The sequence below is a fragment of the Rhodosalinus sp. FB01 genome (assembly GCF_041365715.1).
GTDB lineage: Bacteria > Pseudomonadota > Alphaproteobacteria > Rhodobacterales > Rhodobacteraceae > Rhodosalinus.
The window spans coordinates 12,239-37,915 of record NZ_JBGFSH010000006.1; the positions used below are offsets into that span (position 1 = coordinate 12,239).

Below are 25,677 nucleotides of genomic sequence, written 5' to 3' on the forward strand. Positions count from 1 at the left end.
CGATCCCGGCGCGCCCTCGGAAGGTCGTGCGACGGGCGGCGGACACCTGGCGCGTCGCGTCGGTTTTCCGAAACGAAGCCATATGACGGGCGGTTTTCCGAAACGAAGCCGATCCCGGCGCACCCTCGGAAGGTCGGGCGACGGGCGGCGGACACCTTGCGCCTCGCGTCGGTTTTCCGAAACGAAGCCATGCAAGCGCACCGACGATCCAGTCGCAGGGCGACCGCTTCGACGACGTTTCCCGAAACGAAGCCATTTTCGCACCCGCCGCGCGCCGCGGCGGCGGCCAGGTGTCTCCGGGGGCTTTGGTCACCGCCGCGTGCCGATCGGACCCGCTCGGACTGCCTATGCATGTCGGGGCTCATGCCCAACGAAAAACGGCGACTTGTCACCAAGCCGCCGTCGTCGGGCGTCGAGACGCCGAGGTCAGGCGCGCTTGCGTCTCCGCATGACGGCCAGCCCGCCCAGCCCGGCAAGCAGCATCAGCCCCGCGGCCGGCGCCGGCACCGGGGCGACAAGATCCGCGGAGCCCTGCAAAGTGCAGAAAGCGCACCCGCTGGCGGTGGATTTGAGAGTGATGACATGCGTGATCGAATAGGACGTCATGTCGAAAACGCCGCCCGTGTCCGAACTTGCGGAGGTGTTTCTCGACGCGATCTCGTTGAGTGGGGTGGCTCTCTCGAACAGTGTGGCCCCGTAGAACGTCTCGACGGTGCCGGAGCCGCGCTGCGTGTTCAGGTTCTGGGTAAGCCGGTAGGGACCCGACACGCCGGACGCGGTGTTGTCGAAGATGTGCGACACCTCGAGAGTGATGTCTGCGGAAGTGACCTTTTCGGAAAGGAAAAATGCGTTCAGGTTCGCGAAGAGCCCGTCGACCGGGGGAAATGCCGCGTTCGCGCCCGACGCGATTGCCAGTGCGAACCCACCGAACGCTCCGTAATAGTCCACGAGGTTATCGGGCGCAGTCCCATCGGCGCCGGCGGCAATCATGACAGAGTGCCCGTCCCGATTGTCGATCAGCTTGAGCGTCAGCGCGCTGGCCTGGAGCGGCACGAGGATCAGCGCGAGGCCTGCGAGTGCACGTTTGACAATCTTCAAATTCATACCGTCTACCTTCTCTTCGATGTCACGACATCGCGGCTGTCGCGGCGATGGTCGTGCATGGCCTGTTCCTCGAGGTTACCGAAGGCATGGTGTTCCGACAAGCCTCTTTTGCGCCACATTTTGGTTAAAGAGGCTGCGCTGCAACAATATCCGGAAACGGTAGCGCCAGATCCGGTGGGGCTGTCGAGACGTTTCGGGCCGTGCGGGTCTGCGATGTGTTCCGGTTCGGAAGGGGCGGTCCGGGACTACCGGCGGCCTCGTGGCGACAGCGGAGGCGTTCGACTTGCGATCCCGCGGCCGGCGGGGCCTTCGCCCGTCCCCGCGCCGTACCCGTCCCGGCAGCACCCGTTCCGGGCCCGGTGCGTGCCCAGAGAACAGACTGTTTCCGCCTTGATGCCGACACATTTCTTGCCGGGATCCGGGTCGATGGTGTACCTATGGTAAAGACAACGGAGGTGAACCGTGCGATTCGCCGTCAATTTAGGGGGTAAGTCATGAGATTTTCCAGAATCACGAGTGCGGTGGCCGCCGTTCTCCTCGGATCCGCAGCGCATGCCACGACGATCACGATCGAAACCTTCGACTTCACCGAGTGGCAGAACGTGACCGCTGGTGGCATCGTGCAGGATTTCGAGTCGATCCACGACGGCGCGAATTTCGTTAGCGGGTCGGAGGGCGAACTCGACGGCCCGCTCTCGACGAATGTCGGCACCTTCAGCTCCCTCGGGGGCTCCGGGTCGGGGTCGACCTGTGCTGCCAACAGCACGACGGGCTGTACGCAAATCGCGCTTGAAAACGATGAGGGGATCAACGATCAGGGCAATCTCGTTCCCGAAAACGGCGAGTGGTCGCTCAGCTCGAACGATACTCTGGGTATCCAGTGGGATGCCTCGACTGGCGGTGTCTTCTCGCGGCTGGTGTTTGGCATCCGTGACGCAGCGGATATCAGCGACATCTTCGTCACCATCACTGCCAATGGGGCATCGAAACAGATCGGCCCGAATGAAGCCAGCGGGTCGGAGTATCTGGTCGTGGTTAGCTTCAGCGAGGCGGTGAGCTCTGCGCTCGTCAAGATCGAGAACAGCGAGAACAAGCCCGACGACGCGTTCACGATCGACGGCGTTGCCGCTGTGCCGCTGCCGGCCTCGGCCTTGCTGCTGCTCGGGGGCATTGGGGCCCTGGGGGTCGCGCGGCGCCGGCGCCGCGCCTGATCCAAGCCGGCTACCACACGCACATCGCGCGCCGTGGCTCCTCGCCGCGGCGCGCTTTTTCTTGGGGCACGCGGGCGGAGGATCGTCGGTCAGGATCGCGCTGCGCGACGCGCGCCCGGATCCCCCACGCCGCGCGTCGCTCCTGCAAGCGCCTCACGGCCTGATAACGGGCACCTCGCGCAGCACGGGCCGGCCGTCGGGCAAGGCGTCCACCGGATAGCGCACGCCGCGCAAGGCGCCATCCGGGCCGCGCCGCCGCCCCGCGGCGTCGTACCGGGTGTCGCCCGAGGCCCGCGACCGGGTCCATCCCAGCAGGCTGCCGTCCGCGCCGTAGCGGTAGACGTCGGTCCAGTCGGTGACCGGAAAGAGTGCCGGGTCGGCGTAGACGTCGTCCGGGGCCGCCCGCACGATCCGCGCGATCCTCTGGCCGCCGTCGGGCGCGGGTTCGTAGACGCGCGCCTCATGCGCGGGCAGCAGCACCGACACGAAGCCCGGCGCGCTGTCGTGCACGCCGTTCGAGGCGAAGACCCCGATGTCGATCCGCGGCGAGAGGACATCGTCGCGCCCGGGCACCGGGCGGGGATCCTGCCACTCCAGCGTGATCCGGGCGCGCCGGCCCGCGGCGTCGAGCGGCTCGATCCGCGTGCGCGCCGGATCGCCGCGCAGGAGCGACCAGGTGAACCGCAGCGGCCGGCCGTTCGGATCGCGGGTCTTCGCGGCGGAGACGATCATGCTGCGCCGCCAGACCGGCGCGCGCCAGACACGCGCGATGGCCGAGGGCGTGTCGAAGAGCCGCTCGCCCAGCCCCTCGCCGAAGACATCCACGCCCGGGCGGGCCTCGGTCTCGGCGGCCACCTCGAGGCGGACCATGGGGGGCACGGCGTCGGGTGCGATGGCGTTCGCGAGCGCCACCATGCCGGACAGGTTGATGTCCCCGGCAGCGAAGACCGTGGGATGGGCGCGGCCGGTCAGGTAGGTCTCCCGGCGCAGGATGCCCAGCCGCGCGCGCCGGTAGACCATCTGCAGCGGGGGCGCGACGAGCCCGGCGCGCTGCAGCGCCGCCTTCGGGTCGGGGCGGAACGCCGCGAGGATCATCGCGAGCGCCTCGAGATGCGGGCGGTCCGACCCGGAGGAGCCCTGCGAGACGAGACAGTAGGGCGTGTTGGCGGGAAAGAGGTCGCCGTGCTCGGGGTCGTGATCCCTGTGTTCGGGAAAGACCCGGAGCGCCCCCGAGGCGTAGACCCGGAAGAGACGATGCGCGCCGTCGGGCCGGGTCAGCGCGGCGCGGGGCAGGGAGCGCCAGAAGGTGGTTCCGACCAGCGCCATGGAGCAGTTGCCGATAAGCGGCGCGTCGAAGAGCAGGCGCAGCCCGAGGCCGCGCGCCAGACCGTCGTCCTGCGCCGCCTCGTCATAGACCGTCGCGGTCAGCTGCGGGTGGTCGCCGGCCGGAAGGCGGGAGTGCCCGCCGTCCAGGTTGTCGTAAAGGTCGCCGTGGTTGCCCGCCGCGGCGCCCGACGCGAAGAGCGCCGCGAGGCGCCGGTGCGCGGGTGTGCGCGCCTCAGGATCGACGACCGCCGCGCGTCTTTCGTCGAAGGCGACGCGGGCGAGCAGCCAGCCGCCCGGCTCCAGCCGTTCGAGCGCGGCGCGGCGCACCTCGAGCCGGCCCTCGCGCGCGACGAGGCCCGGGCCGCGCCCGCGCAGCTCGGCCCGCGCGCTCAGCGGCGCGAGGGCGAGGGCCGTCACCAGGGTTCGGCGGGACAGACGGGGCATGGCGCGGTCTCGGTCCTTGTTCCGGGCGCGGTTCGCGGGGCGCGCCGACGCGCCGGGCCGCGTCGGCTCGTGCGGGAGGTGCGTTTCGGGCCGTGCCCGCCGCCGCGCCGGGCGCGCGCCGGGTGCGGGCCCCTCCCACCGTCACGAAGCTGGCCGAAGACCATGCCCGGACGCAAGGGCCGGGAATGCCGCAGGCTGCCGCGCGCCCGCCGCGCCCCTATCAGGACCGCTGGCGTCGGGCGTGACCGGACCGGGCGGGCGGTGCCGCGTCGGAGGCGCGGGTCTCGCGCGCGCCCCGATGCCCGTCGTGGATGAAGTCGCGCAGCGACGCGATGAGGCGTTCGTCGGCGTAGGTCGGCAGGGCGTCGGCCGCGGCGTCCTGGCGATCCTGTGCGACGAGCCGGTCGAGGATCTTCGGGATATCCGCTTCGCTCGCGGCGATGGTCAGGCCGCTGCGCTGGCCCAGATGCCGCACGGTCGCGACCTGATGATCGTTCCTCTGCTCGCCGTATTGCGCGCGCCGCGCGAGCACGACGAGCGGTTTGGAGAGGGTCAGGGACGTGATGATCGTGCCCATGCCCGCGTGGCTGACGATCACGGTCGCCTGTTTCGCCTTCGCCACGAACTCCTGCGGCGTGATCCGCTCCTCGAAGGTGAAGGAGGCGGGGCGGTAGCTGTTCGGTCCCAGGCAGCCGACCTGCCCGAAAACCGGCAGGTCGGCGGAGGTCTCCGCGCACCATTCGTCCACCGCCCGGGTCAGGCGGTCGAAGGGAAGCTGCGTGCCGACGGTGAAGAAGATCAAATCACGGACCCCTTGTAATCCGGGCCGTCGGGCGACGCGAGATGCGGCCACTGCGTGAGCCACAGGTCGGCGTGCGGTCCGGCCTTCTTGCCGGACAGGGACAGTTTCTCGGCATTCGCCATGCTGTCGACCCAGGCGGTCCGCGCGCCCATCAGCCCGCCGAGCCGCACCGCGAAGAAACCCGGCGCCGCGCCGGTCGTGATCACCACGTCGGGCCGCAGGCGCAGCACCGCGAGCGCGGTTTGCAGCAGGCTCAGGACGAGACGGGCCTTCTGCCAGCGGTTCGCCTCCTGCACGACGACGAACCCCGGCCTGGCCTGGCCACGGGCGGCCGCGGCGCTTTCCGCCTCCGACCGCAAACCGGGATCGGTGCTGACGAACGTGACCTCGCAGCCGTCCCAGGCCGGCTGCAGCCGCAAGAGTTGCATCCAGTGGCCCCCGGCGGAGGCGACGGCCATGATGCGGATCGGTCTCTTCATCGCGTTTCGGGCTCCGTCGGCTGCTCGAGGCTCGCATCCATCGGCTGAGGGCTATCCCGCCTTCCTGACCTTTGCGCGGAGACTCTGTGGCGTAAACAGGAAACTGCCAAGGACGGCGCGGGCCGGTCCGGGCCGCCGGGTCAATCGCCGGGGCAGGGCCGGATGTGCCGCGGCCCGATGATCGTCGAGACCAGAGCCCCGCCGAGAAATCCGCCCAGATGCGTCTGCCACGCCAGCACGCCGCCCAGAAGATACCAGAAGATCACGTTGAGGGCTGCGAGCGCGGCGATGTCGCGCCAGACCGGCCAGCGGCTGAGACCCGCGGCGCGCAGCTCGTCCAGTTCCCACGCCTTCCAGGCGCCGGCGAGCCCGAAAAGCGCCCCCGATGCGCCCACCATCGGTTGCGGGCTGTCGCTCAGGACCGCGAAGGCCGCGCCGCCCAGGACCGCCGATGCGAGGTAGATGACCACGAAGCCGCCCTGACCGGCGCGGCGCGCCACGATGCCGCCGAGGATGAGGAGCACCAGCATGTTTCCGGCCAGATGTCCGAGGCCGGCGTGGAGGAACGCGTAGGTCGCGAACATCGTCGCGGGCTGCAGCGGGTAGTTCGGGCGCCAGTTGTCCAGAAGGCCGCCCCAGAAAGCGCCGTTGTGGTAGGCGAGCGTGCGCCAGGCCGGACTGCCCCACCATCCGGCATCCGCGCCCGCGAGACAGGCCTCGACGAGCAGGTTGATCGCGACCAGCGCGAGGACGGCGCCGGGCAGACCGACGCGCCGGCGGGCGCCGGGTCCCGAATGTCTCGTTCCAAAGGGCCTCATGACCGTCTCCTGCAGGCTGACGGCAGGGTTGACAAGAGGCGCCGCGCCGCGCCCCTTGCCGGCCGCACCGGGTCCCGCACCCATCTGCGGGCTGGACCGGGCAGGACGGCGGATGCGAAAGGTAAGCGGGCCCAGGATTGCATGACCCCGAGGGATCGAGACCGAATGACCGAGAGCCGCGCCAGAACCGAAGCCCCGTCGCCGTCGCTGGCCCGTGTCGCGCGCGGCAACCTCTGCGCCGGGTGTGGCGCGTGCGCGATGATCGCGCCCGAGCGCGTCAGCATGAAGATGGAGCCGCCGGGGTTCTTGCGCCCGCGCCAGTCCGGGGCTCTGACCGAGACAGAGGAGCGGCTGATCTCGCAGGTCTGTCCCGGGCTCGGCCAGACGGTGGACGCCGGCGAGCGGCGGGATCACGCGCTGTGGGGGCCCTACCTGGAGATGCGCGCGGGGCATTCGACCGATCCCGGACTTCGCTTCGACGCGTCCTCGGGCGGTGCGCTTTCCGCCCTTCTCGTGCATCTGCTGGCGGAAGGAGAGGTCGACGGCGTGATCCAGACGCGGGCGGCCGAAGCGCCCCCCTACGCCAACACCCCGGCGGTCTCCACCAAGGTTTCGGAAATTTGTGGGGCCGCAGGCTCGCGCTATGCGCCCTCCGCGCCGCTGGCGGGCCTCGGCGCGTCTCTCGGAACCGGGCGCCGTTTCGCTTTCGTCGGCAAGCCCTGTGACGTGGCGGCGCTGCGGGCGCTGTCGCGGCAGGATCCGCGCATCGCGGAAACCTTTCCCGTGGTCCTTTCCTTCTTCTGCGCCGGCGTGCCGTCGCAAACCGGTGCCGAGGAGGTGGTTCGTGCGCTCGGTCTCGACCCGTCCGGGATCACGGCCTTCCGGTACCGTGGACGGGGCTGGCCCGGCCAGGCCACCGCGACGCGGGCCGATGGCGTCAGCCGCTCGATGAGCTATGCGGAAAGCTGGGGCGGGATCCTCAGCCGCCACGTCCAGCACCGCTGCAAGATCTGTGCGGACGGCACGGGCAAGGCCGCGGACATCGTCTGCGCGGACGCATGGCAGTGCGACGAGAAAGGCTATCCCGTCTTCGAGGAGCGCGACGGCGTCAGCCTCGTGGTCGCGCGCACGAAGACCGGGCAACGCCTTCTCGCGGCTGCCGAGGCCGCGGGCCGGCTGGAAACCACCGCTTTCGACCCGCGCGCGCTGGCGCGGATGCAGCCCGGCCAGTTCAATCGCCGCACCGTGCTTCTGGCGCGTCTCGCGGCGCTTCGGCTTTTCGGCAAGCCCGTGCCGCGCTACCGGGGATTGCGCCTCGGGGCCGCGGCGCGACAAGCCGCTCCGCGGGCGTTCGTGAAGAACTTCGCCGGGATGGCGCGGCGGATCCTTCGCGGCCGCGCGCCGTAAAACCTTCGCTGCGTCCGGGACAGCCACGCGCCGCGGACCGCTCCGCCCGGACGCGGCGTGGAAGAGGCCTGCGCGGCCTTGCCGGCGCATGAGTCGCGGAGCTTCCATGCAGCTGGCGTGTGATCGCGGCGGTCGTTCCAGCCTGCAGGACGGAAGCCTCGGGATCGATTCGCGCGGACGCCGCGGCCGCTGTGGCCAATGGCGCGCGCACCGGGCAATTGATGGGCCCGCGCAAACAGTGGCGGGCGCGCGCGTTGCCCATGTTCCGCCACATTCCGGTTTTCCGATTGTTCACTAATCAGAACCAATCTTTGCAGTATACCCGAACGCATCGGTCGGCCCGGCCCGTGATTACCCGACGAAACGGAAATTATGATGGGTCGGGAGGCTCTTCGTATACCGTGGGGGAAACAATGCGGTCCTGTTGCCAGGGGGCGCGACCGCGAAAATCATGGCGAGTAAGCCATTCCGTGACCCCTTTCTTGCCGTTTTTGCGTTTGGGATCTGGGCTGCGCCTTCTACAGTCGCCTTGCGAGGGTCGCGTTGCCCGGGCATGCCCTGCGAGCGGCGCGTGACATGGAACGCCCGAAGGCCGTCAGCGCGCTGCGTTGCGACCCGGGCGCGGACAGGAAAGCAGGGCGAGCGACGTCCATCCTAAGGATGGGTCGAGAGGGAAAGGTGACGGGCAATGCCCGAACGCGTATTGAGTTGGACATCGCTTGGACCGGCCGCGGAGGCTTCCGGGGAAACGAAGTCGGTCGACCTCGACGGTGTCGCCGTCCAGATCGGCTTTGGCCGTGCCCCCGCGACCGCACCGGCGGAAGCCGGATCGAAGGCATTCGGTCCCGCGCATGGAGACGCCTTCGACCGGGGCTCATGCGTCGCGCTGTCTGGCCACCCGGGGTCCGAACACACGGCGGGTGGGGCCATCGCCACTTTCGATTTCACCGCCACCGGCCCGGCCTTCGGGCCCGAGGTCGAGAACGTGTGCTTCCGCATCGCGGCCGATGACGGTCGGGGCGGGCTGCCGGGATCTCAGGCAGAGCTGGCCAGCGTGCGCGCCTTCGACGCCACGGGCAAGGCCGTTCCGGTGACCGTCACGCCCGGCGCGGGCGTGCTGCGGTCCGGCGGTCTGCTGACCGGGGCGCAGGATGATGGCGGGGCGGGCCCGGCATCCGCCTCCACGCTGGTGGAAATCCCGGGGCCGGTCGCCCGCATCGAGATCGACGACGCCGACGGCACGGGCGGCGCGCAAGGCATCACGCTGAGCGACATGCATTTCTCGACCCTGCCGCCATGCGCGAACGCCAACGGCTTCGTGGAGGGCACCAAGGGGGACGATCTGATCGACGTCGCCTACACCGGCGACCGTCACGGCGACGTAATCGACGGGGGCGACAACAAGTTTCCCTTCCTCGGGCCCGACGACGACATCGTGAAAGCCCGCGCGGGTGACGATACGGTCCTGGCGGGCGAGGGGAACGACATCGTCGTGGGCGGACGCGGCGACGACGTGCTTCACGGGGAAAGCGGGCACGATCTGCTTTTCGGCGGCGCCGGCGACGATACGCTTTCAGGCGGCAGCGGGGCCGATATCCTGTCCGGCGGTCACGGCCGGGACGTGTTCCGCGACATCACCGATGGCGACAAGATATTCGGCGGCTTCGGCGGAGACGATTTCGACACGCTCGACCTGACGGGCGCGGGTCCGCTGCGGGTGGTGGACACCCGGCCCGACAAGGACGGCAACGGCCTCGACGGACGGGTGGAATTCCTCGACGGGGACGGTGCCGTGGCCGGCAGCGCGAAGTTCTGGAACATCGAGAAGGTGATTCCGTGCTTCACGCCGGGCACGGTCATCGCGACCCCGCGCGGCGAACGGCTGGTCGAGGATCTGAAGGCGGGCGACCGCGTCATCACCCGCGACAACGGCATCCAGGAAATCGCCTGGATCGGCACACAGACGCTGACCGGGCACCAGATTGCCCGGATGCCGCATCTGAGGCCGATTCTCATCGAGGCGGGCGCGCTCGGCAACGGGCTGCCGGAGCGTGACCTCCTGGTCAGCCCGAACCACCGGGTTCTCGTCGCCAACGACAAGACCACCCTCTACTTCGACGAGCGGGAGGTGCTGGCCGCGGCCAAGCATCTGACCGGGCTCTCCGGGGTGCAGGAGGTCGGAACGCTGGGGGTGACCTACCTGCACTTCATGTTCGAGCACCACGAGGTGGTGCTGTCGAACGGGGCGTGGACGGAAAGCTTCCAGCCCGGCGATTACACTTTGAAGGGCATTGGAAACGCCCAGCGTAACGAAATCCTCGAACTTTTCCCGGAGCTTGCGACAAATAGCGCAGATGGCGATTTCCGGGCGGCGCGCCGCACGCTGAAGAAGCACGAGGCGCGGCTGCTGCAGGACTGACTTGCGGCCGGGGCCGGCACCGGCTCCGGGGTCTGCCGGGGGACCATCCCGCGGGCGGCACCTTTCCCGAAACGGAAGGGCCCGCCCGGCGCCGGCCGGCAAACGGCCGGCGCCCCATCCTTCCCCGTGGCCGGACAGGTCCGGCCGGGGGACGTATCGTGTCTGGTCCTTCGGGGCCGCGTAAATGGAGTTGAGATCATGCCGTTCGCCATCACCTTCACCGAGACCGGCGAGATCGCGCCGGAATGCCGCGACACCGGTGGTTTCGTCGCCACGTCGCGCGGTGGCGAGGCGCTGGAACGTCTCTCCGTCGGCGTGGAGCTTCTGACCCGCGACGCGGGGCCGCGCAAGATCGTGTGGCTCGGGCGGCGGCTTCTGTCGCGCGACCGGCTGGCGGGAACCCCCGAACTGCGCCCGGTCCGGATCCGGGCGGGGGCGTTCGGGCCGGGCCTGCCGGAGCGTGATCTCGTCGTGTCGCCGCAAACGCGGGTCGCCTTCGCGGACGCGCGCACGCTCAGCTGGGTCGGGCAGCGCGAGGTTCCGATGGCGGCGATCCACCTGACCTGTTTCGAAGGGGTGGAGCAGGAACCGGCGCGGGACACGACCTACATCCATCCGATGTTCGTCGGCACGCAGTCCATCAATGCCGATGGCGTCTGGCTCGAGGCCGCGCGCGTCGACGACGAGGCGCTGGGCGACCCGTCGAACCCGATGCGCCAGGAACTTCTGCGCCTCTACCCCGAACTCGTGACGCTGCGCGGCTGGGCGAGGCCATCGACCCCGGCGCCGGGCGCTCAGTCGGTCCTGTCCGCCGCGCGCTGAGCGCGCCATCGCGCCCAGTCCTCCGGCGTGTCGAGGTCGGTGAGCGCGCGCCGGCCCGGCAGCGCCAGGCGGCGCAAGCGGTGCGCCTGCGCGCGCAACACCGCGCGTGCACCGGTATCCCCGGTCACGGCCGCGATCGCGGGCAGGCAGTCGGCGGGAAAAAGCACGGGATGGCCCGGCGTGCCGTCTTCGGCCGTGCCCTGCCAGATCGCCTCAGGGGCCTTCGCGAACGCGTCCGCCAGCCGCTGCATGTCCTCCTGCCGGATCTCGGGCATGTCCGCGGGCAGGATCATCAGCCCGCGAATGCCGGGCGGCAGCGCCGCGACGCCCGCGCGCAGGGAGGCGGCCATGCCCTGCCGGGCCTCGGGCAGGGCAACGCAGGTCACGTCGAGCGCGGCGAGCGCCGCCCCGCGCGCGCCGGGCGGCTCCGGCAGGGTGACGATCACGGTGTCCGTCACGGCGCGCGCGCGCCCGGCGAGAAGCGCGAGCAGCGGCCGGCCCTCCACCTCCTCGATCAGCTTGTCGCGCCCGCGCATGCGGGACGACGCCCCCGCGGCCGGGATCAGGATCGCGAGGCCCTGTGTCATCCGCGTTCCATCGAAGGCAGACACCCCAATTCCCGGCCCGAACCCTGCGCGGGGTCTCAGCCCCGCAGCCGCGCGCCATCGGGATCGAAGAGCGCGTCTTCCAGCATCCGCGCCGGCCGCATCTCGCCCAGGATCTCGATCTCGACCTCGAGGCCGGGCGCGGCAGCCTCGGTGGGGATCAGCCCCAGGGCCACGGCCTTGTCCGCGTGGTGCGAATAGCCTCCGGAGGTGCAGAAGCCCCGGACCTCGCCGCCGATCCAGATCGGCTCGTAGGCGTGGACGTCGGCGTCGAGCGTGTCCACCTCGAAGGGGCGGAGCGTCCGGGTCGCGCCCTCCGCGCGCTCGGCCTCGGCAGCGGCGCGGCCGATGAAATCCGCGTTCTTCCGGAACGCGATGAAGCGATCGAGCCCGGTTTCGGCGGCGGTGTAATCGGGCGAGAACTCCGATCCCCAGGAGCCGAAAAACCGGTCGAGGCGGAGCGACATCATCGCGCGCATCCCGAAGGGTTTCATGCCGTGGGGCTGCCCGGCCTCCTGAAGCGCCGACCAGAGCGCGCGCTGCTCCATCGGGTCGCAGTAGATCTCGTAGCCGAGATCGCCGGTATAGCTCACGCGCTGTACCAGGCAATCGGCCATGCCGACGGTGAGCCGACGCACGTCAAGGAACGCCATGTCCGCGATGTCGCTGCGCGTGCAGGCGGCCAGCACGTCGCGCGCCAACGGCCCCGCGATCTGGAAGCCGTTCAGCCGGTCCGAGACGTTCTCGATCCGCACGCCCTCCGTCTCGTTCATCTGGAACCAGCGCATGTGGAAGGCCTGCGCGCCGTAGCTCGCGGTCAGCTGGAAGCTCTCCTCGTTGAGGCAGGAGACCGTGAAGTCGCCCCAGAGCCGCCCGCAGGGCGAGAGCATCGGTGTGAGCGAGAGCCGACCGGGTTTCGGGATGCGCCCGGCCATGATCCGGTCGAGCCAGGCGCGCGCGTTCGGCCCCGTCACGAGATACTTGCCGAAGTTGTGGACCTCGTTGATGCCGACGGCCTCGCGGACGGTCTTCACCTCGCGCCGGGTGGCGTCCCAGGCGTTGGAGCGGCGGAAGCTCGGGGTTTCCCAGCGCGGCTCGCCTTCCTCGGCGAAGTAGTTCGCCACCTCGAGCCCGTACTGGTGGCCCCAGACCGCGCCCATGCGATCGAAGATGTCGTACATCGGCGTCTGGCGGAAAGGCCGCGCGACCGGCAGCTCCTCGTTCGGGTAGGAGACGGAAAAGCGTTTCTGGTAATTCTCGACGCCCTTGGGGCGCGTGTAGCCGGGCGTGATCCAGTCGCCGAAGCGGGCGCAGTCCATGGCGAAGGTGTCGCGCTCGCACTCGCCCTCGATCATCCACTGGGCGAGCATCAGCCCCACGCCGCCGCCCTGGCTGAAGCCGGCCATCACGCCGCAGGCGGACCAGTAGTTGCGCATCCCCGGCACCGGGCCCACCAGCGGGTTGCCGTCGGGGGCGAAGGTGAAGGGGCCATGGATCACCGACTTGACGCCCGCGCGCTCCAGCACGGGGAAGCGGCGATAGGCGAAGGCGATCGACTCCTCGATCTTGTCCAGATCGTCGGGCAGCAGCTCGTGGCCGAAATCCCAGGGCGTCCCGTCCACGGCCCAGGGCTTTGCCTGCTGCTCGTAGAAGCCGATGCAAAGGCCGCGCCCCTCCTGGCGAAGATAGCTTTCGCCCGCCGGGTCCATGACATGGGGATGCTCCTCGTCGCGCTCGTAGATCTCGGGTACCTCGTCGGTGACGATGTACTGGTGCTCCATCGGGTGCAGCGGGAAATAGACGCCCGCCATCGCGCCCACCTCGCGCGCCCAGAGGCCGGCGGCGTTCACGAGGTGCTCGGCATGGATCGTGCCCTTGTCGGTCACCACGTCCCAGCTGCCGTCGGCGCGCTGGTTGGTCTCGCGCACCATGCAGTGGGTGACGATCTCGGCGCCGGCCATCCGCGCGGCCTTGGCGTAGGCGTGGGTGGTGCCCGAGGGGTCGAGATGTCCGTCGAGCGGGTCGTAGAGCGCGCCGATGATTCCCTCGAGATTGGTGATGGGCGCGATCTTCCGGATCTCGTCGGGCCCGACGATATGGGTGTCGAGGCCCATGTATCGGTGCTTCGCGCGCTCGGCGAGCAGCATGTCGAAGCGGTCGCGGTCGTCGGCCAGCGTCACGCCGCCCACGTGGTGCAGCCCGCAGGACATGCCGGTGATTTCCTCCAGCTCCTTGTAGAGCCGGATGGTGTAGCCTTGCAGCGCGGCCATGTTGGTGTCCCCGTTGAGGGTGTGAAACCCCCCCGCCGCGTGCCAGGTGGACCCCGAGGTGAGGTCGGACCGCTCGATCAGCATCACGTCGCTCCAGCCGAGCTTGGTCAGGTGATAGAGCACGCTGCAGCCGACGACGCCGCCGCCGATCACGGCGACACGGGTGGTGGTCTTCATGGGGATCCTCCGCGTTGGCTTTGCGCCACCCTCTGAAGCTGCGGGCCGGATGGCAAGCCCGGCTGCGACACGGAATGTCGCGGATGAGGTGCGGCGCCGGGGGCTGGGGCCGCTTGCGCGAAGGCCCATGGCGACATCGAATGTCGGGTTCCGGCGATCCGCGCGGGTCGGCGCGGTGCAGTCTGGCCGAAACCGCGAAGGAACAGGCCTCATGAGAACCCATGCCCAGGCCGTCGTGATCGGCGGCGGCGTCATCGGATGCTCCATCCTCTACCACCTCGCCAGGGCGGGGTGGACGGACGTCGTGCTGCTGGAGCGCGACGAGCTCACCTCGGGTTCCACCTGGCACGCCGCCGCGAACATCCACGGGCTGCACGACAACACCAACATAAGCCGCATCCAGCACTACACGATGCAGCTCTACCGCGAACTGGAACAGGAGACGGGGCAGGGCTGCGGGGTGTTCCAGCCCGGCTCGCTCTACCTCGCCCAGACGGAGGCGCGCGAGCACCAGCTCCGCCTGCAGGCGGCCAAGGCCCGCCTCTACGGCATGAATTTTCACGAAATCGGCCGCGACGAGGCCGAGCGGCTGCACCCGCTCGTCGATTTCGACGGTGTGCGCTGCATCATGTGCGAACCCGACGGCGGCAACGTGGATCCCTCGGGCGTCACCGCCGCCTACGCCGCGGGCGCGCGGGCGCGGGGCGCCGAGATCCACCGCTTCGCCCCCGTCACCGCGACCGAGCAGATGCCCGACGGCACCTGGCTTGTTCGGACGGAGAAGGGCGACATCCGCGCGGACTGGGTGGTGAACGCGGCCGGGCTCTGGGGCCGCGAGGTGGCGCGCATGGCCGGCATCGAGCTTCCGCTCCAGCCCACCGAGCACCAGTATTTCGTCACCGAGACGATCCCCGAGATCGCCGCGATGGACCGCCGCCTGCCCTCGGTCGCGGACCGGGACGGGGAATACTACCTCCGCCAGGAAGGGCAGGGGCTTCTCGTGGGTGCCTACGAGCGCGACGTCCGGCTCTGGGCCGAGGAGGGCACGCCGGGGGGCTTCGGCCACGAGCTCTTTGCCGACGACCTCGAGCGCATCGAGGAGAACATGATGCGCGCGATCGAGCGGGTGCCCGCCGTGGGCGAGGCGGGGATCAAGCGCGTGATCAACGGGCCGATGATCTGGTCGCCGGACGCGAACGTGCTGTTCGGGCCGGTGCCGGAGCTGTCGAACTACTTCTGCGCCAACGGCATCATCCCCGGCTTCTCGCAGTCGGGGGGCATGGGGCTGATGGCCGCGCAGTGGATCACCGAGGGCGAGATGCGCCACGACCTCTTCGCCTGGGACGTGGCGCGCTTCGGTGCCTGGGCGGGGCCCGCCTTCACCAGGGCGCGGGTGCGCGACCAGTACGCCCACCGCTTCGCGATCCATTTCCCGAACGAGGAACGCGCGGCCGGCCGTCCGGTGCGCACGCGCCCCGTCTACGACACGCAGAAGGCGATGGGCGCGGTCTTCGGGCTGAACTACGGCTGGGAGCATCCGCTCTGGTTCGCGGACGCGCCGGGCACCGAGGACACGCTGGGCTTCACGCGGCAGAACTGGTGGGCGCCGGTGGGCGAGGAGGCCCGCGCGCTCCGCGAGCGCGCCGGCATCATCGACATCTCGAATTTCGCCAAGTACCGCGTCGCCGGACCCGGCGCCCATGACTGGTGCGAGGCGGTCTTCGCCAACCGCATTCCCGCGGAGCCCGGTCGCTCCTGCCTTGCGCCGCTGATCGGGAAGCGCGGCGGGATCGCGGGCGACTTCACGGTGACCTGCCTCGCGCCGGAGGAATACTGGATCATCGGCTCTGGGCTCGCCGAGCGTTACCACAGCCGCTTCTTCCGCGAGGTGCCGCTGCCGGCGGGCACCGTCTTCGAGTCCCGTACCGACAGCCATTGCGGCTTCAACGTCGCGGGGCCGGAAAGCCGCGCGCTTCTTCAAAACCTCACAGGCGCCTCGCTCGCCACGCCGGACTTTCCCTTCCTGCGCTCGAAGCGGATCGAGGTCGCGGGCGTCGAGGTGACGGCGCTGCGGGTCTCCTTCACCGGCGATCTCGGCTGGGAGCTGCACTGCCGCGAGGACGACCAGCTCCGCCTCTACGAGGCGCTCCTCGAGGAGGGGCGCGCGCTGGGCGCCGCGCCCGTCGGCTCGCGCGCGCTCATGTCGCTGCGCATCGAGAAGGGCTACGGCTCCTGGGGGCGCGAATACAGCCCGGAATACTGGCCCCAGGAGGTCGGGCTGGAACGGCTCGTGAAGCTCGACAAACCATTCCTCAACCGCGACGCCGCCGCCGAGACGATGGGCCGCCCGGCCCGCGAGGCGCTTCGCCTGATCGAGATCGACCACGCCGCCGCAGAGGCCTCGCGGGCTGACGCCACGGGCGGCGAGCCGGTCTTTCACGAAGGCCGCGGCGCGGGCCGCGTGACCTCGGGCGCCTACGGCTACGCGGTCGGGCGCTCGCTCGCCCTGGGCTTCCTCGACGGCGTGGCCCCGGGCGCGGAGGTGGAGGTGATGCTGCTTGGCCGGCCGCACCCGGCCCGCGTGCTGCCGCAGGCCCCGTTCGATCCGCAGGGCGCGCGGCTGAGGGCCTGAGTCCCGGGGACCGCGCCGCGACCGGGGCGAGATTGACCCCGGGCGGGGCTTCTGCCAAGCAGAGGCTTCCGGAAGCAGGGGAGCCCGCTCCACATGAAGGTCATCATCTGCGGTGCGGGGCAGGTCGGCTGGCAGATCGCGCGCCACCTTTCGGGGGAACGCAACGACGTCACGGTGGTGGACAACAACCCGGAGTTGGTGCGCCGCGCGACGGACTCGCTCGACGTGCAGGGCATTGCGGGCTTCGCCTCCTACCCCGACATCCTGGAGCGCGCCGGCGCGCGCGACGCGGACATGATCATCGCCGCCACCCATTCCGACGAGGTCAACATGGTGACCTGCCAGGTGGCGCATTCGGTCTTTTCCGTCCCGCGCAAGATCGCTCGGCTGCGGGCCCAGTCCTACATGACGGCGATCTATTCCGACCTCTACCGGCGCGACCACATGCCGATCGACGTGGTCATCAGCCCCGAGCGCGAGGTGGCCGAGGCCGCGCTGCAGCGCCTGTCGGCGCCGTCGACCTTCGACACTGAGACCTTCCTCGACGGCGACGCGCAGCTTCTGGGGCTGCGCATCGGTGAGGCCTGCCCGGTCGTCAACACGCCGCTGCGGCAGTTGACCGACCTCTTCTCCACGCTGCGCGCCGTCGTCGTGGGCGTGCGCCGGGAGGGCACGCTCTTCGCGCCCGAGCCCGGCGACCAGCTCTTTCCGGGCGATCAGGCCTATATCGTCGCCCATGCCAAGGACGTGGGCCGCACGCTCGAGATCTTCGGCAAGGATCACAAGCGCACCGAGCGCGTCGTGCTGATCGGCGGCGGCAATGTCGGGCTGACGGTCGCCCGCGCGCTCGAGGCACGCGCCCAGCGCATCCGCCTGAAGGTGATCGAGCGCGACCGCGCCCAGGCGGAACGCGCGGCGGACGCGCTCGAACGCACCATCGTGCTTTACGGCGACGGTCTCGACGTGGCGCTTCTGCAAGAGGCCAACATCGAACGCGCCGACGCGGTTCTTTGCGTGACCGACGACGACAAGACCAACATGCTCGCCGCGGTGCGCGCGAAGTCGCTGGGCTGCCCGATGGGCATCGCGCTGGTCAACGACCCGACCCTCGAGCCGCTGATGGGCACGCTGGGCGTGGACGCTTACATCAACCCGCGCGCCACCACGGTCAGTTCGATCCTGCGCCATATCCGGCACGGGCGGGTGCGCGGCGTGTATTCCATCGGCGACGCCGAGGCCGAGGTGATCGAGGCGGAGGTTCTGTCGACCTCGCCCCTCGCGGGACAGCGGATCCGCGACATCGACTTTCCCGAGGGCGTCCTCGTCGGCGCGGTCAAGAAGAACGGCGAGGTTCTCAAGCCCACCGGCGGGCTGCGCATAGAGGATGGCGACGTGGTCCTGTTCTTCGCGCTCGCCGGCGACGTGCCCGAGGTGGAGCGCCTGCTCCAGGTCTCGATCGATTTCTTCTGAGCCGGCGATGGGCAGGCTCTACCGTCTTCCGCTTCTTCTGCTGCTGACCGGCGTCGTCGCCCTGTCGATGTACCTTCCCGCGGGGGTGGCGCGGGTGGACGGCGATCACCACGTCGCGCGCACCTTTTTCTATGCCGGCACGCTCGGGCTCATCCTGGTGACGCTCGTGGCCGTGGCGCGCTGGGGTCGCCCGCCCGAGCGCGACACGCTGCGACAGCTGCTGTCGCTGCTCGGCGTGTTCACGCTGCTGCCCGCCGCGATGGCGATCCCCTTCCACGAGGCGGTGCGGACCACGTCCTTCCTCAACGCCTATGTCGAGATGGTATCCTGCCTGACGACGACGGGCGCCACGCTTTTCGAGGATCCCGGCCGGCTGGTGCCCGCACTGCATCTGTGGCGCGCGCAGGTCGGCTGGCTGGGCGGCCTCCTGATCTGGGTGGCCGCCGCGTCGATCCTCGCGCCGCTGAACCTCGGCGGCTTCGAGGTGACCGCCTCGGCCGAGCCGGGGCAGGGCGAGGGCCGCCAGCCCCAGATGCATGCCGCCGCGCCCGCGACGCGGCTTGCGCGGGCCACCGCGGCGCTCGCGCCCGTCTATGTCGGGCTGACCGGCGCGCTCTGGGTGATGCTGATGATCATGGGCGAAACGACGCTGCCCGCGCTGGTGCACGCCATGTCGGTGATGTCCACCTCGGGGATCTCCGCGACCGGGGGGCTCGAGGTCTCGGGCGCGGGGCGCGGCGGCGAGATGGTGATCTTCCTGTTCCTGTTTTTCGCCCTGTCGCGGCTCACCTTTTCCAGCGACACGATCGCGACGCAGCGGACCGGGCTGCACAACGATCCGGAATTCCGCCTCGGGCTTCTGATCGTACTGGGCGTGCCCCTCGTTCTGTTCCTGCGACACTGGCTCGGGGCCTTCGATTTCGGCGAGGAGGAAAACCTCGGCGCCGTGCTGCGGGCGCTCTGGGGCGCGATCTTCACCGTGTTGTCGTATCTGACCACCACCGGCTTCATGAGCGCGGACTGGGACGCCGCGCAGAACTGGTCGGGGCTGGAGACGACCGGACTCATCCTGCTCGGGCTCGCGCTCGTGGGGGGCGGCGTGGCCACCACGGCGGGCGGGGTCAAGCTTCTGCGGGTCTACGCGCTCTATCTCAACGGGATGCGCGAGGTGGAAAGGCTTGTTCATCCCTCCTCGGTCGGTCGTGCGAGCGTCTTCTCCCGACGGCTGCGGCGCCGCGGGGCCTTCGTGGCGTGGATCTTCTTCATGCTCTTCGCGCTGAGCCTCGCGCTCGTGACGGTCGTGTTCGCCGCGCTCGGCTCCGGTTTCGAGGAGGCGCTGGTGCTGACCATCGCGGCGCTTTCGACCACCGGGCCGCTCGTCACCTCCGCGCTCGAGACGCCCATCTCGCTCGCCATGCTGCCGGGGGCGGCCAAGCTCGTCTTCTGCGCGGCCATGGTGCTCGGCCGTTTCGAGATGCTTGCCATCATCGCCCTGATCACGCCGGAACTCTGGCGACGGTGAGCGCGCCGCGGCTGGCGGCGGCGCTCGCCCGGATTGGGGCTGGAAACTCCGGGTCATGCAAGACATACTCCGGCCGGGAAAGTGCGCCCGGGCCTCGCGGGGCGGTTGCGCGTGGCCCGATGGAACGGCAACAGAGCAAAAGACCGAAAGAAAACAGGGCAAGAATTCATGGCATCGGACCGACAAAATCTTCAGGACGCCTTTCTCAACCATGTGCGCAAGACCAAGGTTCCGGTGACGGTCTTCCTGATAAACGGCGTGAAGCTTCAGGGCGTGATCACCTGGTTCGACAATTTCTGCGTGCTCCTGCGCCGCGACGGGCAATCGCAGCTCGTCTACAAGCACGCGATTTCCACGGTGATGCCGGCCCAGCCCATCAACCTTTACGACGGCGACGAAAATAGCTGACACCTCGCAAAGCGGGATGACCCCGGCCGCGGTGCTTCATCCGGATATCCGTACGGAGCCTGTGCGCCGCGAGCCCGTCCACGCGCTGGAAGAGGCCGTGGCGCTCGCCGCCGCGCTGCCGGGGCTCGACGTCGAGTGGGCCGAGATCGTGCGGCTACCCAAGGCCCATCCCGGCACGCTCTTCGGGTCCGGGAAGATCGAGGAGCTTGGCCGGCGCTTCACGGAGGACGGCATCGAGCTTGTCCTGATCGACGGGCCGGTGACGCCCGTGCAGCAGCGCAACCTCGAACGTGCCTGGAAGGTGAAACTCCTCGACCGGACGGGGCTGATCCTCGAGATCTTCTCCGACCGCGCCGCGACGCGGGAGGGTGTCCTCCAGGTCGAGATGGCGGCGCTTTCCTACCAGCGCACGCGGCTCGTGCGCGCCTGGACCCACCTCGAGCGTCAGCGCGGCGGCCTCGGTTTCGTGGGCGGCCCCGGCGAAACCCAGATCGAGGCCGACCGCCGCGCCATCGACGAACAGCTCGTGCGTCTGCGCCGCCAGCTCGACAAGGTGGTGAAGACGCGAACGCTGCACCGCGCGGCGCGCGCCAAGGTGCCCTATCCGATCGTTGCGCTGGTGGGCTACACCAACGCCGGAAAGTCGACGCTTTTCAACCGCCTGACAGGCGCGGAGGTGATGGCGAAGGACATGCTCTTCGCCACGCTCGATCCCACCATGCGCGCGATTCGCCTGCCGGACGGGCCCGAAGTGATCCTGTCGGACACGGTGGGATTCATCTCCGACCTGCCGACGGAACTCGTCGCGGCCTTCCGCGCCACGCTCGAAGAGGTGTTGGAAGCCGATCTCATCGTGCATGTGCGCGACATCTCGCACCCCGAGACCGAGGAGCAGGCGCGCGATGTCCGCACCATCCTCGAGGATCTGGGCGTCGTGGAAACGACCCCGCAGATCGAGGTCTGGAACAAGCTCGACCGGATGGCGCCGCCGGCCGTGGACGCCGCGCGCGCCGCGGCGGCGCGGAAACCGGGCGTGGCGATGATCTCGGCCTGGACGGGCGAGGGGCTCGAGGCGCTGACGCAGATGATCTCCCGCGCGCTGGAAGGCGAGCGGCGGACGGAGCGGGTGGATCTGGGGTTCGACGACGGCCGCCGCCGGGCGTGGCTTTTCGACAAGGGTCTCGTCACCGGCGAGACGCAGGACGAAGAGGGCTACCACATCGACGTGCGCTGGAGCCCGCGTCACGCGGCGCAGTTCCGCGCCATGGCAGAGCGTGACCGTCAGGGCTGAGGCCCGGTCGTTCCGGCACGGTCACCCCGTCTCGAAACCGAGCCGCGCCAGCGGGTTGCGGTACCCTTCCGACCACTGCAAGAGCCCGCGGGCGAGCCGGCCGGCGGGTCCATCCTCGGGGTCGCTTTCGCGCATCACGGCCCACCAGTCGAGCGCGACATCCTCCTCGCCCACGGGCCGGGTGACGAGCGTTCCGTCTTTCACCTCGGGCTCCACCGCCCAGCGGCTGAAGAGGCCGACGCCGAAGCCCGCGCGGAGAAGGTCGATGACGGCCTCCGGCGTGGGCATCTGCGTGACGTTGCGCATCGGCGCGTTGGGCCGGCCGATCAGCGTTTCCCATTCGAACCCGGGTTCGGCGGAAATCGGGTAGCTGAAGAGCCGGTCGCCGGCGACGGCGTGGCTGTCCACGATCTCCGCCGCGGCGAGGCGGTGCGTGGGGGCCATGGCCGCCACCAGCGGATCCGCGCCCAGCAGATACCAGCGCAGCCGGGGCAGGGCCGACGGGCGGCCGTAGACCGTGACGACGTCCACCGCACCCTCGGCGAGGCTGGCGAAGGGCCGCGCCGTCGCCTGGCCGGAAAGATCCACGGTCAGATCCGGCTCGTGCGTGGCGAGGAAGCTCAGGAAATCGGGAAGCCAGTGATACCGGCTGTAGGTCGCCTGGCCGAGCCGGACGAGCCGACGGTCGCCCGCGCGCTCGGCCGCGATCTCGCGCTCGATGCGGGCGAGTTCGCCGAGGCTGCGGGCGGCGAAGTCCCTCAGCCGCTCGCCCTCGGGCGTGAGGTGCAACCGGCCCCCCGCGCCACGCCGCGTGAGCGGCGCGCCCAGCCGTCGCTCGGCCTCTCGCAGGCGGTGCGACACGGCGGATTGCGTCACGCCGAGCCGTGCCGCGGTCGCGGTGAGCGTGCCTGTTTCGGCCAGCGTTTCCAGCACGGCGAGATGGTGAAGATTGAGACGGGGCAGCATCCGGGAAATGAAACCGTTTCATGTGGGGATTGAAACTTAGGAATTTTTCTTGTCGGCTGCAACGGCGTATGGGGGTGGCATGTCACACGCCACGCTTTCCACCCCCCGCTTTGCCAGCCCCGCCGCGGCCACTGCGGCAATCGCGATCGCATCGGTCTGTTTCGGTCTCGTGCCGCTTTTCGCGCGCGAGCTACAGGCGGCCGGCATGGCGGACGCCTCGATCGCCTTCTATCGCTATGCGCTGTCCACCGCGATCATGCTGCCCTTCCTGCCGCGCACGCGGGCAAAGCGGAAGCCGGCGGCGATCATGGTGGGGACCGGCATGCTCATGAGCCTCGGCTGGCTGGGCTATCTCGATGCGCTCCGGACGCTGCCGGTGGCTTCGGCGGGCGTGATCTACATGAGCTACCCGCTCTTCGCGCTTCTTCTGGGATGGCTGCTGGCCGGCGCCTGGGTGGGTTGGCGCGGGTGGCTCTCGGGCGCGATGATCCTCGGCGGCGCGCTCTTGCTGACCGAAGGCGGGGGGCTTGGTGGCGCGACGCCGCTTGCCGTGCTCAAGGCGCTGGCCGCGCCGCTCACCTTCGGGTTGGGGATCGTGATCATCTCGTCCTTCATGAACGGTCTCACCGCGCCCGAGCGGATGGTGTGCGCGACGCTGGGATCGGTGCTGGGCATGATGCCGCTCGTGGTCGCCGCGCCCGTCGCGACCTTCGTGCCCGTGGGCGCGTCCGCCTGGCTGATGGTCGCGGGGCTGGGCCTTGCCACGGCGCTCGTTCCGCAACTGCTTTACGTATCGGCCGTGCCGCTGGTCGGGCCGGGCCGGGCGGCGGCGGCCGGAAGCGTCGAGCTGCCCACCATGCTGGCCGTCGGTGCGCTGGCCTTCGGCGAGGCGCTCGGCGCGCGGGAGATGGCGGCGGCGGCGCTGGTGCTCTCGGCGATCCTGATCGCGCCGGCGGTGCGGCCCGGCGAGCCCGGCCTGACCGGCCGGAAGCGCCTGTTCGGCCTATGAGTCGCTCGGCCGCAGCACGGTCACGCCGACGGCGCCCGCCCGCGCGAGGTCGGGGTCGAGCGACATGTTGACGTATTCGCCCCGTCGCCAGAGTTGCCCCAGATCGTCGTAGTGCCGCGACAGGAAGTGCCCGGACTGGCCGGTCGCGGTCACGAAGACCGAACTGTCCGGATCCGCGAAATCGTAGACACCCCGGTAGCCCGCGCCGTGCACGTTGAGAAACGGGTCCGGGTCCTCGCCGGAGGTGAGGCCCCGCATCAGCGTATTGTCGCCGCCGCTGGTGGATTGGCGGATGTTCACGAAGTAGCGCAGCACCGGCACCTCCCCCAGCGCGGCGTGATCATGCGTGGCCTGGTGCGCGTCGCCCCATCGCAGCGACTCGAGTTGCGAGCCGTAACGCTCCGCGATCCGGACCAGCGCGTCGTCGAGGGCGAGGCGCGCGATGTCGGTACAGCTTTCCGTCGCGGTGGACTGGCGGATGTCGCACCACGCGCTCGCCCCGTCGACGTCGCGGTAGACCCGCTCGATGAAGAGCGGCTCGACATGGCTGAACGTGTCGGCGAGGGGGCCGAGATCGTCCCGGATGAGCCGGTCCTGCAGCGCACGAAGCCAGGCCGCGTAGATCAGCGGCTCGGGCAGATGTTCGTTCATCTCGCCGTTCCACTCCGCCAGCAGCAGGAGCGCGCGCTGGCGCAGCCGCTCGGGCGTTCCTTCGGGTGCGGCCTCGCCGGTGAACCACAGATCGCGCCCGATGAGCGGCAGAAGGGAGCGCGCGGTGAAGCTGACGGTGTCGAGTTGCGCCTCGATGAAGCTGTCGCGGGTGTGCACCTCGCGGTTCTGCATCAGCCTTTGCCAGCGGAACACCCGCTGCGTATCGCCCCAGGCATAGGAGACGTGAAGCGGGAACGGCCGCTCCAGCAGCTTGTTGTTGGTGTTGCCGACGATGCCGCCGCGGGGCGCGAGGAACTCGGGGTTCGCGGTCACCGGGAAACGGCCCTGCCAGCGGTTCTCCGGAAGGTAGCCGAAGACCGGAAGCCGCCCGCGGCTCTGGTGCGCGTCGTCCCGCCGGGGCATCGCGCCGATCATCTTGAGCGCGATGGTCTCGGAATCGACGAGCGTGAGGTTCTGCGCGGGCGCGACATAGTATTCGACCGCCCCGAGCGCCTCCTCGACGGAGCTGGCATACATGAGCGCGATGGCCGCGCGCATCGTCGTGTCCTCCGGCTCCAGCGCCGTCCAGGACAGCGCGGCCACGTGACCGGGCGGCGTCACGGTGCCGAGGTCGTATTGCGTGCCGGGAAGGACGGGGCCGTTCGCGCTGTTGCGCAGCGTTATGGTGACCGGCGCCTCGCCCGCGACCTCCACGATGGCGCGGCGCGTCTCGAAGGGTTCCCAGCCATCGGGGGTGCGGTATTCCGAGGCGTCGGCGGGGCTGAGCTCCTCGAGCAGGATGTCCTGGTCGTCGAGATAGGCGGAGGTGAGCCCCCAGCCGAGCTGTGCGCTTCGTCCCGAAAGCACCGCGGGAATACCGGGTATCGTGGCCCCGATCACCCCGCCGGAGGACAGCTCGAGCCGCGCGAGATACCAGGTCGTCGGCGCGGAGAAGCCGAGATGCGGGTCGTTGGCCAGAAGCGTGCCGCCCGCCGCCGAGCGCGAGGGCGCCGCGGCCCAGGCATTCGAGGCCCCGGCGAAGCCTCTCGCCGGCACCGGCGAGAGCGGGTCGCGCGGCGCGCCGCGGGGCGCCTCGGCGTAGCGCGGCAGCCCGGGCACGAGGCTCGCGTAGTCGGGCAGGGCGGCGACCCCCTGGCCCGGAACGTCGGGCAGGATGTCCGCGATCCGTCCGGCCCGGTCCTCGAGCGCGAGGGAGACCCGCGCGCGCAGCACCTCCTCGTTGATATGCCCGGACAGCTGTAGCGCCATGAGCTTCACCATGGCGATCGAATCCGCCGGCTGCCATGGCGCGATCGGCTGGTTGAAGATGAACAGCTCCGGCGCGCCGCGCCCCAGGCTGCCGCGATTGATCTCCTCGAGCCGGGCGTTGACGCCCGCCGCGTAGGCCTCGAGCGCGGCGAGGGTGCGGGCGTCCTGAACGCCCACGGAGCTTTGCGCGCGGCGATAGAGGCCGAGACGGCGCAGAAGCGTATCGATCTCGAGTGTGCGCCGACCGAACACTTCCGAAAGCCGGCCCTGTACCGTGCGGCGCATGGTGATCATCTGCCAGAGCCGGTCCTGGGCATGGGCGTAGCCCAGCCCGAAGAAGACATCGGCGTCGGCCTGGCCGAAGATGTGCGGCACGTTGGCCGTGTCGCGGACGATCTCCACGGGCGCGGACAGGCCGGCCACGGTCACGGTCTTGCCGTAGTCGGGCAGCGAGCGCGACGCGAGATAATAGACGATGGTCACCGCCAGGACGACGAGCAGGACGAGTCCGCCCGCGATCCTGAGCAGCCAACCGACGAGACGCGTCATCGCGACCTCCTTGCGCCCTTGTCTTC

Annotated in this window: 19 protein-coding genes; 10 read left to right on the plus strand and 9 right to left on the minus strand. The window is 69.9% G+C overall.

Annotated features, from left to right (window positions below; translation table 11 throughout):
* Window positions 1-426: 426 nt before the first annotated feature.
* Window positions 427-1,104, minus strand: coding sequence for a VPLPA-CTERM sorting domain-containing protein (locus tag AB6A65_RS10435; RefSeq protein WP_371038321.1), 678 nt, complete (start codon window positions 1,102-1,104; stop codon window positions 427-429).
* Window positions 1,105-1,598: 494 nt separating this feature from the next.
* On the opposite strand from AB6A65_RS10435, the gene AB6A65_RS10440 reads away from it, so the two are divergent.
* Entirely contained in the window at window positions 1,599-2,315 is a 717-nt protein-coding gene (locus tag AB6A65_RS10440) for a VPLPA-CTERM sorting domain-containing protein (protein WP_371038322.1), read from the plus strand.
* A 153-nt stretch (window positions 2,316-2,468) separates the two neighbouring features.
* On the opposite strand, the gene AB6A65_RS10445 is transcribed toward AB6A65_RS10440, so the two are convergent.
* From AB6A65_RS10445 to AB6A65_RS10460, 4 genes are all read right to left on the minus strand, one after another.
* A complete protein-coding gene (locus tag AB6A65_RS10445; protein ID WP_371038323.1) occupies window positions 2,469-4,085 on the minus strand; it encodes a hypothetical protein in 1,617 nt (538 codons plus the stop codon).
* Between the two features lie 220 nt (window positions 4,086-4,305).
* Entirely contained in the window at window positions 4,306-4,887 is a 582-nt protein-coding gene (locus AB6A65_RS10450; protein ID WP_371038324.1) for a glycosyltransferase, read from the minus strand.
* On the minus strand, window positions 4,884-5,366 hold the full coding sequence (locus AB6A65_RS10455) for a UDP-N-acetylglucosamine--LPS N-acetylglucosamine transferase (RefSeq protein WP_371038325.1): 483 nt from the start codon (window positions 5,364-5,366) through the stop codon (window positions 4,884-4,886). The genes AB6A65_RS10450 and AB6A65_RS10455 overlap by 4 nt, the downstream gene beginning before the upstream one ends.
* A gap of 140 nt (window positions 5,367-5,506) precedes the next feature.
* Window positions 5,507-6,184 carry a rhomboid family intramembrane serine protease gene (locus AB6A65_RS10460; protein ID WP_371038326.1) on the minus strand — a complete coding sequence of 226 codons (678 nt, stop codon included), beginning with the start codon at window positions 6,182-6,184 and terminating at the stop codon, window positions 5,507-5,509.
* Between the two features lie 165 nt (window positions 6,185-6,349).
* Here AB6A65_RS10460 and AB6A65_RS10465 point away from each other — a divergent pair, with 165 nt between their 5' ends.
* From AB6A65_RS10465 to AB6A65_RS10475, 3 genes are all read left to right on the plus strand, one after another.
* The gene (locus tag AB6A65_RS10465; RefSeq protein WP_371038327.1) at window positions 6,350-7,591 is read left to right on the plus strand and encodes a Coenzyme F420 hydrogenase/dehydrogenase, beta subunit C-terminal domain; all 1,242 of its coding nucleotides are present in this window, start codon (window positions 6,350-6,352) and stop codon (window positions 7,589-7,591) included.
* 688 nt (window positions 7,592-8,279) lie between these two features.
* Window positions 8,280-10,010: a Hint domain-containing protein gene (locus tag AB6A65_RS10470; protein WP_371038328.1), complete on the plus strand. Its 1,731-nt coding sequence runs from the start codon at window positions 8,280-8,282 to the stop codon at window positions 10,008-10,010.
* A 198-nt stretch (window positions 10,011-10,208) separates the two neighbouring features.
* The gene (locus tag AB6A65_RS10475) at window positions 10,209-10,832 is read left to right on the plus strand and encodes a Hint domain-containing protein (protein WP_371038329.1); all 624 of its coding nucleotides are present in this window, start codon (window positions 10,209-10,211) and stop codon (window positions 10,830-10,832) included.
* Here AB6A65_RS10475 and AB6A65_RS10480 read toward each other — a convergent pair.
* Together AB6A65_RS10480 and AB6A65_RS10485 are read right to left on the minus strand one after the other, a co-directional pair.
* Window positions 10,805-11,419: an NTP transferase domain-containing protein gene (locus AB6A65_RS10480; protein WP_371038330.1), complete on the minus strand. Its 615-nt coding sequence runs from the start codon at window positions 11,417-11,419 to the stop codon at window positions 10,805-10,807. The genes AB6A65_RS10475 and AB6A65_RS10480 overlap by 28 nt on opposite strands.
* Window positions 11,420-11,475: 56 nt before the next feature.
* The gene (locus AB6A65_RS10485) at window positions 11,476-13,884 is read right to left on the minus strand and encodes an FAD-dependent oxidoreductase (protein ID WP_371038331.1); all 2,409 of its coding nucleotides are present in this window, start codon (window positions 13,882-13,884) and stop codon (window positions 11,476-11,478) included.
* Between the two features lie 211 nt (window positions 13,885-14,095).
* Between AB6A65_RS10485 and AB6A65_RS10490 the strand changes: the two genes are divergently transcribed.
* The 5 genes from AB6A65_RS10490 (at window position 14,096) to hflX (ending at window position 21,207) form a co-directional block, all read left to right on the plus strand.
* On the plus strand, window positions 14,096-16,516 hold the full coding sequence (locus tag AB6A65_RS10490) for an FAD-dependent oxidoreductase (RefSeq protein WP_371038332.1): 2,421 nt from the start codon (window positions 14,096-14,098) through the stop codon (window positions 16,514-16,516).
* A gap of 93 nt (window positions 16,517-16,609) precedes the next feature.
* The gene (gene trkA / locus AB6A65_RS10495; RefSeq protein ID WP_371038333.1) at window positions 16,610-17,986 is read left to right on the plus strand and encodes a Trk system potassium transporter TrkA; all 1,377 of its coding nucleotides are present in this window, start codon (window positions 16,610-16,612) and stop codon (window positions 17,984-17,986) included.
* 7 nt (window positions 17,987-17,993) lie between these two features.
* Window positions 17,994-19,508: a TrkH family potassium uptake protein gene (locus AB6A65_RS10500; RefSeq protein WP_371038334.1), complete on the plus strand. Its 1,515-nt coding sequence runs from the start codon at window positions 17,994-17,996 to the stop codon at window positions 19,506-19,508.
* Window positions 19,509-19,676: 168 nt separating this feature from the next.
* A complete protein-coding gene (gene hfq / locus AB6A65_RS10505; protein ID WP_371038335.1) occupies window positions 19,677-19,916 on the plus strand; it encodes an RNA chaperone Hfq in 240 nt (79 codons plus the stop codon).
* Between the two features lie 16 nt (window positions 19,917-19,932).
* Window positions 19,933-21,207, plus strand: coding sequence for a GTPase HflX (hflX, locus tag AB6A65_RS10510; protein WP_371038336.1), 1,275 nt, complete (start codon window positions 19,933-19,935; stop codon window positions 21,205-21,207).
* Window positions 21,208-21,228: 21 nt separating this feature from the next.
* On the opposite strand, the gene AB6A65_RS10515 is transcribed toward hflX, so the two are convergent.
* A complete protein-coding gene (locus tag AB6A65_RS10515) occupies window positions 21,229-22,173 on the minus strand; it encodes a LysR family transcriptional regulator (protein WP_371038337.1) in 945 nt (314 codons plus the stop codon).
* 79 nt (window positions 22,174-22,252) lie between these two features.
* Here AB6A65_RS10515 and AB6A65_RS10520 point away from each other — a divergent pair, with 79 nt between their 5' ends.
* The gene (locus tag AB6A65_RS10520) at window positions 22,253-23,182 is read left to right on the plus strand and encodes a DMT family transporter (protein WP_371038338.1); all 930 of its coding nucleotides are present in this window, start codon (window positions 22,253-22,255) and stop codon (window positions 23,180-23,182) included.
* Here the strand turns inward: AB6A65_RS10520 and AB6A65_RS10525 are convergent.
* Window positions 23,177-25,651 (minus strand): penicillin acylase family protein, encoded by a 2,475-nt coding sequence (locus AB6A65_RS10525; RefSeq protein WP_371038339.1) that lies wholly within the window; start codon window positions 25,649-25,651, stop codon window positions 23,177-23,179. The genes AB6A65_RS10520 and AB6A65_RS10525 overlap by 6 nt on opposite strands.
* Between the last annotated feature and the right edge of the window lie 26 nt (window positions 25,652-25,677).